This is a genomic window from Actinotalea solisilvae, from assembly GCF_016464425.1.
Taxonomy (GTDB): domain Bacteria; phylum Actinomycetota; class Actinomycetes; order Actinomycetales; family Cellulomonadaceae; genus Actinotalea; species Actinotalea solisilvae.
In genome coordinates this window covers 1-14595 of record NZ_JADDKQ010000035.1, presented here as the reverse complement: position 1 = coordinate 14595, position 14595 = coordinate 1, and the positions used below count along the sequence as shown (strand labels likewise).

At 75.0% G+C, this 14595-nt stretch carries 11 protein-coding genes; 5 read left to right on the top strand and 6 right to left on the bottom strand.

Annotated elements, in window-relative coordinates; all coding sequences use genetic code 11:
- Window positions 1-32: 32 nt before the first annotated feature.
- Window positions 33-1226 carry a zinc-dependent alcohol dehydrogenase gene (locus JIG38_RS19550; protein WP_199425271.1) on the bottom strand — a complete coding sequence of 398 codons (1194 nt, stop codon included), beginning with the start codon at window positions 1224-1226 and terminating at the stop codon, window positions 33-35.
- A gap of 132 nt (window positions 1227-1358) precedes the next feature.
- Here JIG38_RS19550 and JIG38_RS19545 point away from each other — a divergent pair, with 132 nt between their 5' ends.
- Together JIG38_RS19545 and JIG38_RS19540 are read left to right on the top strand one after the other, a co-directional pair.
- Window positions 1359-4352, top strand: coding sequence for an FAD-binding and (Fe-S)-binding domain-containing protein (locus JIG38_RS19545; protein WP_199425308.1), 2994 nt, complete (start codon window positions 1359-1361; stop codon window positions 4350-4352).
- A gap of 207 nt (window positions 4353-4559) precedes the next feature.
- Window positions 4560-5927: a restriction system modified-DNA reader domain-containing protein gene (locus JIG38_RS19540; protein WP_199425273.1), complete on the top strand. Its 1368-nt coding sequence runs from the start codon at window positions 4560-4562 to the stop codon at window positions 5925-5927.
- A 167-nt stretch (window positions 5928-6094) separates the two neighbouring features.
- Here the strand turns inward: JIG38_RS19540 and JIG38_RS19535 are convergent, their stop codons facing one another.
- On the bottom strand, window positions 6095-7063 hold the full coding sequence (locus JIG38_RS19535) for an alpha/beta hydrolase (RefSeq protein WP_199425274.1): 969 nt from the start codon (window positions 7061-7063) through the stop codon (window positions 6095-6097).
- Between the two features lie 7 nt (window positions 7064-7070).
- Window positions 7071-8033, bottom strand: a complete 963-nt coding sequence (locus tag JIG38_RS19530) for a zinc-binding dehydrogenase (protein ID WP_199425279.1) — start codon at window positions 8031-8033, stop codon at window positions 7071-7073.
- A gap of 154 nt (window positions 8034-8187) precedes the next feature.
- Here JIG38_RS19530 and JIG38_RS20810 point away from each other — a divergent pair, with 154 nt between their 5' ends.
- Both JIG38_RS20810 and JIG38_RS19520 read left to right on the top strand, forming a co-directional pair.
- Window positions 8188-8700: a GNAT family N-acetyltransferase gene (locus JIG38_RS20810; RefSeq protein ID WP_199425275.1), complete on the top strand. Its 513-nt coding sequence runs from the start codon at window positions 8188-8190 to the stop codon at window positions 8698-8700.
- Window positions 8701-8750: 50 nt separating this feature from the next.
- Window positions 8751-9074 carry a type II toxin-antitoxin system TacA family antitoxin gene (locus JIG38_RS19520; RefSeq protein WP_199425276.1) on the top strand — a complete coding sequence of 108 codons (324 nt, stop codon included), beginning with the start codon at window positions 8751-8753 and terminating at the stop codon, window positions 9072-9074.
- Window positions 9075-9087: 13 nt separating this feature from the next.
- On the opposite strand, the gene JIG38_RS19515 is transcribed toward JIG38_RS19520, so the two are convergent.
- From JIG38_RS19515 to JIG38_RS19505, 3 genes are all read right to left on the bottom strand, one after another.
- Window positions 9088-9822: a maleylpyruvate isomerase N-terminal domain-containing protein gene (locus JIG38_RS19515; protein ID WP_199425277.1), complete on the bottom strand. Its 735-nt coding sequence runs from the start codon at window positions 9820-9822 to the stop codon at window positions 9088-9090.
- Between the two features lie 73 nt (window positions 9823-9895).
- On the bottom strand, window positions 9896-11116 hold the full coding sequence (gene metX / locus JIG38_RS19510) for a homoserine O-acetyltransferase MetX (protein WP_199425307.1): 1221 nt from the start codon (window positions 11114-11116) through the stop codon (window positions 9896-9898).
- Window positions 11116-12435 carry a bifunctional o-acetylhomoserine/o-acetylserine sulfhydrylase gene (locus JIG38_RS19505; protein WP_199425280.1) on the bottom strand — a complete coding sequence of 440 codons (1320 nt, stop codon included), beginning with the start codon at window positions 12433-12435 and terminating at the stop codon, window positions 11116-11118. Before JIG38_RS19505 ends, metX begins: the two co-directional genes overlap by 1 nt.
- Window positions 12436-13045: 610 nt before the next feature.
- On the opposite strand from JIG38_RS19505, the gene JIG38_RS19500 reads away from it, so the two are divergent.
- Window positions 13046-14473, top strand: coding sequence for a C40 family peptidase (locus JIG38_RS19500; RefSeq protein ID WP_199425281.1), 1428 nt, complete (start codon window positions 13046-13048; stop codon window positions 14471-14473).
- Window positions 14474-14595 lie beyond the last annotated feature (122 nt).

Sequence of the window (14595 nt, the reverse complement as noted above, 5' to 3'; positions counted from 1 at the left end):
CTCCGCTCCGGTCCGCGGACGGGGAGGGGCGGTCAGGCCGCCGGGTCGAGGACGACCTTGATGCAGCCGTCCTGCTTCTTCTGGAACGTCTCGTAGTACTGCGGGGCCTGCTCGAGCGGGACCCGGTGCGTGCGCAGGTCGAGGACGGCCAGCGGGTCGTCGTCGCGCTGGACGAGCGGCAGGATCTCGGGCACCCAGTGCTGGACGTTCGCCTGACCCATGCGCACGGTGACCTGCTTGTCGAAGAGCTCCATCATCGGCATGGGGTCGGCCGAGCCGCCGTACACGCCGGACAGCGAGAGCGTCCCGGCTCGCGCGACCACGGAGATCGCCGTGTGGAGCGCCGCGAGCCGGTCGATGCCGCCGACGTCCATGACCTTGCGCGCGACGGCGTCCGGCAGGAACGCCGCGACCTTGTGGGTCGCCTCGGCCACGGGCGACCCGTGCGCCTCCATGCCGACCGCGTCGATGACGGACTCGGGACCGCGCCCGTCCGTGAGGTCGCGGATCGCCGCGGGCAGGTCGTCGTGGTCGCGCAGGTCGAGCACCTCGATGCCGTGCCGGCGGGCCATCTCGAGCCGCTCGGGCACGAGGTCGACCGCGATGACGCGGCCCGCTCCCCGGTAGGCCGCGATGCGCGACGCCATCTGGCCGATCGGCCCGAGGCCCAGCACGACGACGGTCCCGCCCGCGGGGATCGCGGCGTACTCGACCGCCTGCCACGCCGTGGGCAGGACGTCGGACAGATAGAGGTACTTCTCGTCGGGCTGACCGTCGTCCGGCACGACGACGGGCCCGAACTGGGCCTGCGGCACGCGGAGGTACTGCGCCTGCCCGCCCGGGACCTGCCCGTAGAGCTTGGTGTACCCGAACAGCCGCGCGCCCTTGTGGTGCTCGTGCACCTGGGTCGTCTCGCACTGCGTCGTGAAGCCTCGCCGGCAGTTGTGGCACGTCCCGCAGGCGATGACGAACGGCACGACGACGCGGTCGCCGACGCGCAGGCGTGACGCCTCGGGGCCGACCGCCTCCACGACGCCCATCGCCTCGTGGCCGAGCACGTCGCCCTTGTCGAGGAACATCCCGAGCGTCGAGTACAGGTGCAGGTCCGAGCCGCAGATCGCGGTCGACGTCACCCGGATCACCGCGTCGGTCGGTTCCAGGACGGTCGGGTCCGCCACGGTCTCGACGCTGACCTTCTCGTTGCCCTGCCAGGTGAGCGCGCGCATGCATCCTCCAGTGGTCGGTGACGCCCGGCCTGCTGTGGCCCGGGCCGTCCCGCCCAGGCTCTCCCGGGGGGTGCGGTGCCGCACCTCGGACGGTCCCCGGCCGCGTCCGGCCCGGGGTGGCAGGATCAGCGCGTGGCGACCACGACCTCCGACGCGACCGCCCCCGCCGCCGCGGTGCCGGACCTTCTCGCCGCGCTCCGCTCGGCCGTCGGCGGTGTCGAGGCGGTCGACGCGTCCACCCGCCGCCGCGCGGAGTACAGCACCGACGCGTCGAACTACCGCGTCGTGCCGCAGGTCGTCGTCTTCCCGCGCGACGTCGACGAGCTCGTCGCCGTCACGGAGGTCGCGCGGTCGACCGGGACGCCGCTGACCGTGCGCGGCGGGGGCACGTCCGTCGCGGGCAACGCGGTCGGCCCGGGCATCGTCGTCGACACCTCGCGCCACCTCACCGCGATCGGCGAGATCGACCCGGAGGCGCGGACCGCCGTCGTGCAGCCCGGCGTCGTGATGAGCAGCCTCCAGGCCGCCGCGCGGCCCCACGGCCTGCGCTTCGGACCCGACCCCTCGACCCAGAACCGCGCGACGCTCGGCGGGATGATCGGCAACAACGCGTGCGGGCCGCACGCCGTCGCCTACGGCCGCACCGCGGACAACGTGGTCGCGCTCGACGTCGTCGACGGGCACGGCCGGCGCTTCACCGCGCGCAGCGGCGCGGGCGCGCTCGACGTCGTCGACGGGCACGGCCGGCGCTTCACCGCGCGCAGCGGCGCGGGCGCGCTCGACGTCGTGCCCGGGCTCGGCGACCTCGTCACGACCCACCTCGGAACCATCCGCACCGAGCTCGGCCGGTTCGGCCGCCAGGTGTCGGGCTACTCGCTCGAGCACCTGACGCCCGAGCGCGGCGCGGACCTCGCGAAGATGCTCGTCGGGACCGAGGGCACGCTCGTGACCGTCCTCGGCGCGACGGTGAACCTCGTCCCGATCGCCGACGCCGCCGTCCTCGTCGTGCTCGGCTACCCGGACATGCCGTCGGCCGCCGACGCCGTCCCCGCCCTGCTCGCGCACGCCCCGCTCGCGGTCGAGGGGCTCGACGCGCGCCTGGTCGACGTCGTGCGCCGCCACCGCGGCGAGGCGCACGTGCCCGCGCTGCCGCCGGGTGCGGGCTGGCTCATGGTCGAGATGGGCGGCGCGACGCGCGAGGAGGCGCTCGAGCGCGCCCGTGCGATGGCGGCCGACGCCGGCACGACGGCGGCACGTGTCATCCCGCCCGGGCCCGAGGCGTCGTCCATGTGGCAGATCCGCGCCGACGGCGCGGGCCTCGCCGGCCGCACGCCCGAGGGTGCGCAGGCGTGGCCGGGCTGGGAGGACGCGGCGGTCCCGCCCGAGCGGCTCGGGGCGTACCTGCGCGACTTCGACGCGCTCATGGCCGAGCACGGCGTCGAGGGCCTGCCCTACGGCCACTTCGGCGACGGCTGCATCCACGTGCGCCTCGGCATCCCGCTCGAGCGGCGCGACGACGTCCCGGGCTTCCGCGCGTTCATGACCGACGCCGCGCGGCTCGTCGCCTCGCACGGCGGCTCGCTCTCGGGGGAGCACGGCGACGGCCGCGCGCGCTCGGAGCTGCTCCCGCTCATCTACTCGCCCGAGACCCTGGGCCTGTTCGGCGCCGTCAAGCAGCTCTTCGACCCGGGTGACGTGCTCAACCCGGGCGTGCTCGTCGACCCCCGGCCGATCGACGCGGACCTGCGGCGCCCCCACGCGCTGCCGATCGCCCGCAGCACCGGCTTCGCCTTCCCGCACGACGACGGCGACCTCACGACGGCCGTCCACCGCTGCGTGGGCGTCGGCAAGTGCCGCGCCGACTCGGGTGCGTCCGGCGGGTTCATGTGCCCCTCGTACCTCGCGACGCGCGACGAGAAGGACTCGACGCGGGGCCGCGCGCGCGTGCTCCAGGAGATGGCCAACGGCACGCTCGTGACGGGCGGTGCGCGCTCGGCCGAGGTGCACGAGGTGCTCGACCTGTGCCTGTCCTGCAAGGCGTGCTCGAGCGACTGCCCCGCCGGCGTCGACATGGCGCAGTACAAGGCGGAGGTCCTGCACCGCGCCTACCGGGGGCGTCTGCGCCCGCGCACGCACTACGCGCTGGGCTGGCTGCCGCGGTGGTCGAGGCTCGTCGCGCGGCTCGGCGTCGGCCGCCTCGCCAACGCGGTGCTGGGCGTCCGGCCGCTCGCGAAGCTCGTCCTCGCGGCGGGCGGCATGGACACGCGCCGCTCGATCCCGGCGTTCGCCCCGACGTCGTTCCGGCGGTGGTGGTCGGGGCAGGACGGCCGCCACCACAGCACCGAGGGCATGGGGGAGGCGACGGCGGGGGCGACGTCGCACGCCACCGGGGCGACCGACCCCGTCCGTCGCGTGGTCCTGTGGACCGACTCCTTCAGCGACGGGTTCGACCCCGACGTCCCGCGCGCGATGATCCGCGTGCTCCAGGCGGCGGGCTACGAGGTCATCGTCCCCGACGAGGACGCGTGCTGCGGCCTCACCTGGATCAGCACGGGCCAGCTCGACGGCGCCAAGGGGCGCCTCGGCGGCCTGCTCTCCGTGCTCGGCCCGTACGCCGTCAACGGCATCCCGATCGTCGGCGTCGAGCCGTCCTGCACCGCGGTGCTCCGCTCGGACCTCCTCGACCTGCTGCCGGAGGACCCGCGCGCGGTCGCCGTCGCCCACGCGACGCGCACGCTCGCCGAGCTGCTCACAGCGCCGCCGCCCGTCGGGCCCGACGCGTGGGAGCCGCCGAGCCTCGCCGACGTCACCGTCGTCGCGCAGCCGCACTGCCACCACCACTCGGTCATGGGGTACGACGCCGACCGCGCCCTGCTCCGGGCCGCGGGCGCCCGGGTGACGACCCTCGCGGGCTGCTGCGGGCTCGCGGGCAACTTCGGGATGGAGAAGGGGCACTACGAGGTGTCGGTCGCCGTCGCGGAGCACGCGCTGCTGCCGGCGCTGCGCGCGGCCGACCCCGACACCGTGCTGCTCGCCGACGGGTTCTCCTGCCGCACGCAGGCGCAGGACCTCGCGGGCGCGCAGATGACGCACCTGGCGCAGCTGCTCGCGGCGCGCCTCCCGTAGGACGGACCAGGGCGGGTTCGGGTCGCCCGGAAGGTGGTGCACAGGGCCCCGGGGGTCACTCGTGTCACCCGGCCCTCACCTGCGCCTTCGCGCACCTTCGTCACGGAGCAGTAACGTCCACCGATCGGGGCATTCCGGACAGACCCCCGCAGACCATAGGCTGCGGGCGGTCGAGGAGCGTCAGCTCAGTCGGGAAGTGCATCCCCCATGTTCCAGGTCGAGACCACCAGGTCGGTCGCGGTCCATCCGCTCGAGCCTGCCCCTGGTGCGTTCGCGCCCGCCGCCTCGAGCGTGCTCGCGCAGCACCTCGACACCCTGCTGGGCGAGCAGCTGCTGCCGCTGCGCCTGCGCGACGGCGACGAGGACGCGCCCTACCTGCTCGCGGTGGACGCGTCGGGCCAGCCGGTCGTCGTCGAGATCGTGCCGGTCCTCGACGAGGTCGCGGTGCTCCGCGCGCTGCGGCACGCGGGCCGCGCCGCCGGCATGAGCGCCCAGGACCTCGCCGCCGTCTACCGGGGCGGGCCGACCCGGTTCGCCGCCCACCTCGCGGCCTTCCGACGCACCGTGCCCGCGACGTCCCTGCTCTCGACGACCGTCCGGAGCGGCGCGCGCCTGCTGCTCGTCTGCTCGGCGATCGCCGAGGGCATCCAGGACGTCGTGGAGTTCCTGCTCCAGCCCGGCTGGCAGGTCGACATCCTCCAGGTCGGTGTGGTGCCGGGCGCCGACGGGGCGCGCATCGTCGACGTCTACCCCCTGACGCGCACGCCCCCGCCGCGCCGCGCGATGGAGCCGACGTCGTTGCGGGTGGTGCGCGACGACGGCTCGGCCGGTCGCGCGCCGCGCCTCTCGACACCGCCGTCGGGCGAGGCGCTGCCCGGGCACCACGGGCCGTCCGCGCACCGGCCGGCGACGCTGCCGCACGCGACCCTCCGCGCCGACCCCGGGCGCCGCATGCCGAGCGTCGCCCCGCCGCCCTTCGCGGTGCGCGTCACGACGCCGGCCGCCGGCCAGCCGCTCGTCCGTGAGAGCGCGGCCCCACGGACGCCGCCGCCCGACGGCGCGTGGACGTTCGCCCGCACGCCCGGGGAGGGCGCGCCGCACGAGCGCGGCACGGCCGCGTCGCGTGGGGACGTTCCCCCGGCCCCGGCGTGGGTGCCCCGTGACGACGTCACGTCGCCCGAGCCCGCGTGGGACGGCGGCCCGTCGGCCCACACGGCGCCGCTCGCGTCCGAGCCGGCTGCGGCGTCCCTGCCCTACGCCTTCACCGGCGTCGCGCCCGCCCCGGCGGCGGACGGCCCGGACCCGCGCCTCGTCGTCGTCGCCGCGCACTTCGGCGCGCCCGTCGCCCTGGTGTGGTCACGGGACCGGCGCGGGGAGTACTACGAGGCGCTGCTGCACGAGGACGGGTGGATCGAGCTGCCCGACGGGTCGTGGTTCCAGGACCCCGACGTCGCCGCCGAGGTGGTCAGCGCCGCCGAGGCGCCGGTCGACGGCTGGGCGGTGTGGCGGCTCGACCGGCCGACGGGTCCGTCGCTCGCCGACCTCTACGACCAGGCGGCCGCCGCCGGCTCCTGAGCCGGCCCCCTCCGCGGCCGCCGCCGGCTGCTGAGCAGGCCCCCTTGCGGCTGGTTGTGTGAAGGGTTGGTCGCACGAGGCGCGACCAACCCTTCACGCCTGCGTGCGGTCCGGCGGCGCGGCGAGCACCGGGAGTGGGCCCAGGGCGCCCAGGGCGTCGTCCACCGTCAGACCCAGCCGTAGGCGGACGTCCAGCGCGCGACCTCCGCGTAGAAGCGCGAGCGCGCGGGCTCCTTCGAGAGGGCGAGGTCGTGCAGCCCGCCCGCGACCCGGACGACGGTGACGACCGGGCCGAGCAGCACCGCGCGCCGCGCCAGCAGGTCGACGTCGAGCACGGTGTCCGCCTCGCGCATCTCCTCGCGCCAGCGGGGCAGCACGAGGCTGCGGTCGGACAGGGCGACCAGCACGGGGACCTCGAGCCCCAGCCCGCGGCGCACCTGCGCGTGGCCGCTGAGCACCGCCTGGACCCAGCCGGGCCGGACGGGGAAGTACGGCGTCGGGCGCCAGGCGGTGTCGTAGGTCCACTCGCCGCCGTGCTCGGTGAGCAGCGTGCGGGCGTAGAAGCCGGGGTCGATCGTCAGGAGCGGCACCTTGGGCTGGCGCCGGGCGAGGCCCTGGACGACGGGCATGCTGAGGTTGCGCGCGAACGACGCCCCCGTGAGCTCGAGCCAGGGGCTGTTGAGGACGAGGCCGGACACCGCCCCGGGGTGCCGCCGGGCCCAGAGCGCACCGACGAGGCCGCCCGTCGAGTGGCCCATGAGCATGACCCGCGCGCGCCGGCCGAGGTCCTTGCGGACCTGCGCCATGGCCGCGTCGAGGTCCTCGTCGTAGACCGCCAGGTCGTCGACGTAGTTGGGCGTCTGGTGGGGCCGCAGGCTGCGTCCGTACTTGCGCAGGTCGAGCGCGTAGAACGCGGCGCCCTGACGGCGCCAGAACTCGGCGAGGCCCGTCTGGAAGAAGTAGTCGTTCCAGCCGTGCAGGTAGAGCACGGCGCGCGCGTGCCGCACGCCCTCGTCGCCCGGCGGCCGGTGCCGCACGAGCGTCGCGACGACCTCGCCCTCGTCGTCGTCGGCCAGGGGCAGCGTGCGGGCCTGGTAGTCGGGACCGAGGACGTCGGTCACCCAGGTCGGCGTCATGCGCGACTCATCGGGATGTCACCACCACCTTGCCGAAGTGCGCGCCGGACTCGAGGCGGGCGAGGGCGTCGCGCGCGCGCTCGAGCGGGAACGTCGTGTCGACGACCGGCCGCACGCCCGTCCGGGCCAGGAACCGCAGCAGTGCCTCGAGGTCCGCCTTGGCGCCCATCGTCACGCCCACCACCCGCAGCTGGGTGAAGAAGATCCGCGTGAGCTCCGCGCCGGGCATGTCCCCGCTCGTCGCGCCCGCGACGACGATCGTCCCCTCCGGCCGGACGGACCGCACCGAGTGGGACCACGTGGCCGCGCCGACGGTCTCGAGCACCGCGTCGACCCGGAACGGCAGCCGCGCGCCGCTCTCGACCGCGTGCGCCGCGCCCAGGCCGAGCGCGCGCTCGCGCTTGCCCGCGTCGCGGCTCGTCACGACGACCTCCACGCCCGCCGCCGCCCCGAGCACGACGGCGGCCGTCGCGACGCCGCCGCCCGCGCCCTGGACGAGCACGCGGTCGCCCGGCCGCGCGCCCGCGGCGACGAAGAGCATCCGGTACGCGGTGAGCCACGCCGTCGGCAGGCAGGCCGCCTCCTCGAAGGTCAGCTCCGCGGGCTTGGGCACGAGGTTCCACGTCGGCACCGCGACACGCTCGGCGAGCGTGCCCGGGTACTTCTCGGACAGCAGCGTGCGGCGCTCGGTCGGCCCCACGCCGTGCCCGGTCTCGCCGATCACCGAGTGCACGACGACCTCGGTGCCGTCGGCGGTGACACCGGCCGCGTCGGTGCCGAGCACCATGGGCAGGCGGTCGGCGGGCAGGCCCACGCCGCGCAGCGACCACAGGTCGTGGTGGTTGAGGCTCGCGGCCCGCACGTCGACGACCGACCAGTGCTCGCGCGGCGTGGGCTCGGGGACCTGCGCCAGCGCGAGGCCGTCGAGCGGCCGCTCGGCGTCGGTGCGGGCGGCGACGGCGGCGAGCATGGTCATGCGCCCACCGTAGGACAGCCGCGGCTGCAGTGGCCGGCTCGGTCGCTCCGTACGCCTGGTGGGGGGTAGCGTCCAAGGTCATGATTCCGGACGCGCTCGACCTGGAACCGCGTCTCACAGCTACCAGTGCGATATCGGTGGGACGACCGTGATCATCTTCATGCCTTTCGAGCCACTCCTCGATCGCTCCGTGTTCACCTGCGGCAAAGCGTCGTTGGATGACTGGTTTCATCACTACTCAGGTCAGCAGGAGAAGCGGAGCACGGCACGGACAACCTTCGGCGTCGATGAGAAGGAGGCGCGGATCGCGTCGTTCTTCTCGTTGGTCACGTACCGCCTCGAGGTTGACCAGTTGGTGGGGACGCCTCTCGGCGCGAGGGTGCGGTACCCCATGTCCGCGATGTTGCTCGCTCGTCTAGCGGTCGACCAGCAGTACCAGGGGACCGGTCTCGGCGGCCTGACGTTGGCGCACGCGCTCGGCCGACTGGCCGAAGCTTCGGTCGACATCGGATTCGAGGTCGTGCTCGTCGACGCCATCGACGATGAAGCGGCGGGCTTCTACCGTCGATACGGCTTCCAGACCCTCAGCGACGATGGCGCGCGCCTCTTCATGCGCACCGACGACCTACGTGCCACCTTCGCCGAGGGTGAAACGAGTTGACCCGTACATCCGCGGTACGTACTGTGGCTGTACACCAACAGGAGCGGGCCATGGATACGATGACGGCTGCCACCACCTCGGAGCGATCTTCCAGACTTAACATGCGGATCGCCCCAGATGCACTTGAGACTCTGCGTGAGGCTGCTGCTGCACAGCAGCAGGACCTCACCTCGTTTGTGCTCGGCGCCTCGATGGAGCGCGCACGGGCTGTACTGATGGAGGAGCGGGTCATGCGACTCACTCCGAGCGAGGTCGAGCGACTTGAGGCGGCGATGGATCGCGATCCGATCGTTGTTCCGGAGTTGGCTGCGCTCGTCCGTCAGGTGCAGGACCTCAAGGTCTCGCGTCGCGCAGCGGCGCACTCGACTCGTTAAAGAGGCCTAGGACTCAGAGCAGCGGCAGCATCGTCCCGAGGTCGGGCACGGATTCGGACGTGTGCCGTGCCTGGAGCGCGGCGCTCAGCGCGCCCGTGTCGTAGGGCACGCGGCCCGCGGCGAGGCGCACCCAGCCGAGCGGGTCGACGACCTCGAGGTCCCACCCGCCGCGGTCGACGACGACCTCCAGCAGCGCCTCGGCGACGAGCCGGACGGCGTCGGGCTCGAGCGGGCTCTCGCCCGCCGGCACCGGTCGTCCGAGCGAGCGCACGAGGTCGTCGCCGTGCACGACGAGCTCCACGAGCCGGGTGACGAGCATGTCGGACAGGTGCAGCGGCCCGCGCAGCCCGTGCACGACGGGGTCCGGCGCGAGCTCGCGGAGCTGCGTGACCTGGGCGAACGCGGTCGAGGCGAGGGCGTCGAGCCCGTGCATCGGGTCGGCGGCGATGCGCTCGGCGAGGTCGCGCGTGAGCCGGTCGATCTCGTCGGCCCCGTCGCGGTACGCGCTGACGTACTCGCCCAGGCTCAGGGGCACGGTGCCCGCCGCGGCCGGCTGGACGCCCGCGAACGCCTCGAGGCCCCGGCCGAGGTGCGCGACGAGCTCGGTGACGGTCCAGCCCTCGACGGCGCTCGGCCGGCGCAGCGCCGCCGGCTCGAGCATCCCGACCCAGCGCCGCAGCCGCAGCCACTGCCGGCGCAGCACGTCGTCGATCGCGGTCAGCTCGGTCGCGTCCACGGGTCCGCCCATGGTCGACATGCTAGGGACGACCGGCCGGCGCGGCAGGGCGAGGGCCCGGCGCCGCGTCCGGGGCGTGGCGGGCTCAGCCCAGGAAGTCGCGGACGAGCGCGCCGACCTGGTCCTCCTCGATGAGGAACCCGTCGTGCCCGAAGTCGGACCGGATGAGGTGCACGCCGTCCGCGCCCGGGAGCGCCGCGGCCATCACCTCGGACTGCTCCGGCAGGTAGAGCCGGTCGGTGTCGACGGCGACGACGAGCGCGCGGGCCGGGACGCCGGCGAGCGCGGCCGCGACGCCGCCCCGGCCGCGGCCGACGTCGTGCGACAGGATCGACTCGGTGAGCACCACGTAGGTGTTCGCGTCGAAGCGCCGCGCGAGCTTGCCCGCGTGGTGGTCGAGGTAGGACTGCACCGCGAAGCGCCCGCCGCCGCCGAGCGGCTCCTCGCCGTCCTGCGGCGCGCGGCCGAAGCGCTGGTCCAGCTCGAGCGCGCTGCGGTACGTGGTGTGCGCGATCTGCCGCGCGACGCCGAGGCCGACGTGCGGTCCGTCGCCGTCGGGCGCGTCGTAGTAGTCGCCGCCCCGGTAGCGCGCGTCCCCGCGGATGGCCGCGACCTGGGCGTGCGCCCACGCGATCTGGTCGCCCGTCGTCTGCGCGGTGGTCGCGATGGGCGCGATGCCGCGCACCCGGTCGGGCGCCATGACCGCCCACTCGAGGACCCGCATCCCGCCCGCGGAGGCGCCGACGACGAGAGCCCAGTCGCGGATCCCGAGGGCGTCGGCGAGCGCGATCTCGGCGGTGACCTGGTCGCGCACGGTGACGTAGGGGAAGCGCCCGCCCCACGGCCGGCCGTCCGGCGCGGTGGACGCGGGCCCGGTGCTGCCCTGGCAGCCGCCGAGCACGTTGGGCGCGACGACGAACCACCGGTCCGTGTCGATCGGGCGGCCGGGCCCGACGAGCGACTGCCACCAGCCCGCCGTCGGGTGGCCCGGCCCGGCGGGACCGGTGACGTGGGAGTCGCCGGTCAGCGCGTGCAGGACGAGCACGGCGTTGTCGCGCGACGGCGACAGCGTGCCCCACGTCTCGTAGGCGAGGCGGACCACCGGCAGGTGGCCGCCGGCCTCGAGGGCGAGCGGACCGACGTCGACGAAGCGGCGGTCCCCGACCGGGTCGCCCTCGCGCCACGCGGCGCTCGCGGGCACGAGGCGCGGGGCGGCGGAGGTCTGCACGACGCGCAAACCTACGGCGCCGGCACGGCCCCCACCCGTCGTGTCCACGGGAGGGGCGACCCGGTCGGGGACGGCCATCAGGCGCCCTTGGCGGCCCGGAAGCCGGCGTCGAGGTCGGCGAGGATGTCGTCGACGTGCTCGATCCCGACCGAGAGGCGCACGAGGCCCGGCGTGATGCCGGACGCGAGCTGCTCCTCCGGCGTGAGCTGGCTGTGCGTGGTCGACGCCGGGTGGATGACGAGCGAGCGCACGTCGCCGATGTTCGCGACGTTCGAGTGCAGCTCGAGCGCGTCGACGAAGCGCTTGCCGGCCTCGGCGCCGCCCTCGAGCTCGAAGGACACGATCGCGCCCGCGCCGCGCGGCGCGTACTTCTGGGCGTTGGCGTGCCACGGGCTGGACGGCAGGCCGGCGTAGTGCACGCGCACGACGTCGTCGCGCGCCTCGAGCCACTCCGCGACCGTCTGCGCGTTGGCGACGTGGCGCTCGATCCGCAGCGAGAGGGTCTCGATGCCCTGGGCGATGAGGAACGCGTTGAACGGCGAGATGGAGGAGCCGAGGTCGCGCAGCAGCTGGACGCGCGCCTTGAGGATGAAGGACAGGTTCACCGGGAACAGGCCGCCGACGCCGAGGTCGCGCGCGAACACGAGGCCGTTGTAGGACGGGTCCGGGGTGTTGTAGTTGGGGAAGCGCTCCGGGTGCTTCGCGTAGTCGAACGAGCCGCCGTCGACGATGACGCCGCCGATCGCCGCGCCGTGCCCGCCGAGGTACTTCGTCGCCGAGTGGACGACGACGTCGGCGCCGTGCTCGAGCGGGCGGATGAGGTACGGCGTCGCGACGGTGTTGTCGACGACGAGCGGGACGCCCACCTCGTGCGCGACGGCGGCGACCGCCTCGATGTCGAGGACGTCGGACTGCGGGTTGGGGATCGTCTCGCCGAAGAACAGCTTGGTGTTCGGCCGGACGGCGTCGCGCCAGGCCTGCGGGTCGTGCGGGTCGGTGACGAACGTCGTCGTGATGCCGAGCTTGGGCAGCGTGTAGTGGAGCAGGTTGTACGTGCCGCCGTAGAGGCTCGGGCTCGCGACGACGTGGTCGCCGGCCTCGGCGATGTTGAGGATCGCGAAGGTCTCGGCGGCCTGGCCCGAGGAGAGCAGCAGCGCGCCGACGCCGCCCTCGAGGCTCGCGATGCGGTCCTCGACCGCCTGCGTGGTCGGGTTGCCGATGCGCGTGTAGATCGGGCCGAGGTCCTGCAGCGCGAAGCGCGCCGCGGCGGTGTCGGCGTCCGGGAAGACGAACGACGTCGTCTGGTAGATCGGCAGGGCGCGGGCGCCGGTCGCGGCGTCCGCGGGCTGGCCGGCGTGGATCTGGCGGGTCTCGAAGGACCAGGACTCGTTGCTCATGGTGCGGGCTCCTCGTTCGTGGGAGTACCGCGGGTGACCACAGCCAGCGCACTGACCCCGGCCAGCCCGCGACGGGACTGGGTGGGTGTGCACGTGAGGGAGGTGCCCTGCCGGGGGATCAGGGACGACGGGACGTCCCGGTCGAACCGGTCAGCGGGCACACCACCGAACGTGCGCGGGTCAGCGACACATTCGGCAGTACATGTCGGCCAGCGTAGGGCGGCCGGACCAGCAGGCGATATCGCCGTCTCGCGATCCGGACCGGGCGGGGCGTCGCCGGGTGCGCGGGCCCGGTCCGCACGCGGCCGTTCGGGTGATGCGGTGCTCCCGCCGTGGCCCCGGCCGCACGCGCGGACCGCCTGGGGCGCTCGGGAGATCCCGTGCTGCAGCGACCGGACGAATCGGACGGTTCGGGCGCGCGGCGGGCCGGCTCGGTGTGACTGGAGTGACTGGTGTGACGAACGTTGTCGGAGTGACACCTGTTGCTCCCGTGACTGCTGTGAGTACCGTGCGACAGGACCTGCAGGACCGCGGGGCCCCGAGCGCGCACGAGCGCGCCGACGAGCACGGCCGGCGCCGACACGGCGCCCCGTACGGGAGGACGCACCGGATGAGGACCTGGGGTGCCGGCGCACGGCGGGCTGCCGCCGCGACGACGCTCGTCCTCCTCCTGGGCACCGCCACGGCGGGCGCCTCCTGGGCGGACCCCGACGTCAGCACGGACGACGTCGCCGCGGCCCAGGACGCCGTCCGGACCGCAGCGCGCGACGTCGCCTCGCTCGAGGTCGCGCTCGCGACGCAGTCCGCCGCGCTCGAGACGGCGTGGACCGACGTCGCCGCCGCCGCCGAGGACTACACCGAGGCCGTCGGCGCGCGCGACGCGGCGACCGCACGGTCCGAGGAGGCGGCCGCGCAGGCCGCGGCAGCGGCCGAGGACGCCGAGGTCGCCCGCGACGAGCTCGGCCAGATCGCTCTCCAGGCGTACCGCTCGGGCGGCACGCTCGACGGCCTCGGCGCCTTCCTCTCGGCGGACGGCTTCGAGGACCTCGTCGCCCGCCGGACGGCGATGGACCAGCTGGGCAGCCAGGCCCAGCGTGCGGTGCAGCGCTTCGACGCCGCCGACCTCGTCGCACGCACGCTCCAGACCCGCGCCGACGAGGCCGCCGCCCGGGCGGAGGCCGCAGCGCAGGCTGCCGAGGACGCGCTCGCGACCGCCCAGCAGCTGTACGCGACGGCGGAGGAGCAGGTCGCGGCGATCGCGGCCGAGCGTGAGGTGCTGCTCTCCGAGCTCGCCGCGCTGCGTCAGACGTCGCTCGAGGTCGAGCGCGCGCGGCAGGCGCAGGTCGACGCCGAGCGCGCGGCGCGCGCCGAGGCGGCCGCAGCCGCCCAGCGCGGCGTCACCCCGTCCCCCCCGTCCGCGACGCCGCCGCCCACCCCGTCCGCGGCGACGCCGCCGGTCACGGCCCCGCCCGTCGTCGCCCCGCCCGTGTCCGCGCCGCCCGTGACCGCGCCGCCCGTCGTGGCGCCCCCGGTGACCGCGCCGCCCGTCACCGCACCCCCGGTGACCCCTCCGCCCGTCGTCGCGCCGCCGGTCACCGCCCCGCCCGTCGTCACCCCGCCGCCGGCGTCCGACCCGTACGGGCTGGGCACGGGCTCGCAGCGGGGCACGGCCGCGCAGGGCCAGAGCGCCGTAGCGTGGGCGGTCTCGCAGGTGGGCAAGGCCTACGGCTGGGGCGCCGCCGGGCCGGAGGCGTTCGACTGCTCCGGCCTCACGAGCAAGGCGTGGGCCGCGGCGGGCCTGAGCATCCACCGCACGTCGCGCGACCAGTACCGCCAGGTGCAGAAGATCTCCTACGACTCGATGCGCCCCGGGGACCTCATCTTCTACGGCTCCGTCGGCAGCGACCCGGGCAGCATCACCCACGTCGCGATGTTCGTCGGCAACGGACAGATGGTCGAGGCGCCGCGGCCCGGCGTCGCGGTGCGCGTCACGGCGATCCGCTGGTCGGGCACCATGCCCTACGCCGGCCGGCCCTGACCGCACCGCCCGGCACGCACCACCCCCTGACGACGACGAGGGCGCCCGGACCGCGGTCCGGGCGCCCTCGTCGTCGGCGGGCGCTCGGGGCGCCCCGTCGGGTCAGTGCTTGCCGTGCTTCT

Bases quoted from the DNA above. Each gene is read 5' to 3' on its own strand.
- JIG38_RS19550 (WP_199425271.1), bottom strand. From the start codon at position 1,226: ATGCGCGCGCTCACCTGGCAGGGCAACGAGAAGGTCAGCGTCGAGACC.
- JIG38_RS19540 (WP_199425273.1), top strand. From the start codon at position 4,560: ATGTTCCAGGTCGAGACCACCAGGTCGGTCGCGGTCCATCCGCTCGAG.
- JIG38_RS19535 (WP_199425274.1), bottom strand. From the start codon at position 7,063: ATGACGCCGACCTGGGTGACCGACGTCCTCGGTCCCGACTACCAGGCC.
- JIG38_RS19530 (WP_199425279.1), bottom strand. From the start codon at position 8,033: ATGCTCGCCGCCGTCGCCGCCCGCACCGACGCCGAGCGGCCGCTCGAC.
- JIG38_RS19520 (WP_199425276.1), top strand. From the start codon at position 8,751: ATGGATACGATGACGGCTGCCACCACCTCGGAGCGATCTTCCAGACTT.
- JIG38_RS19515 (WP_199425277.1), bottom strand. From the start codon at position 9,822: ATGGGCGGACCCGTGGACGCGACCGAGCTGACCGCGATCGACGACGTG.
- metX (WP_199425307.1), bottom strand. From the start codon at position 11,116: ATGGCCGTCCCCGACCGGGTCGCCCCTCCCGTGGACACGACGGGTGGG.
- JIG38_RS19505 (WP_199425280.1), bottom strand. From the start codon at position 12,435: ATGAGCAACGAGTCCTGGTCCTTCGAGACCCGCCAGATCCACGCCGGC.
- JIG38_RS19500 (WP_199425281.1), top strand. From the start codon at position 13,046: ATGAGGACCTGGGGTGCCGGCGCACGGCGGGCTGCCGCCGCGACGACG.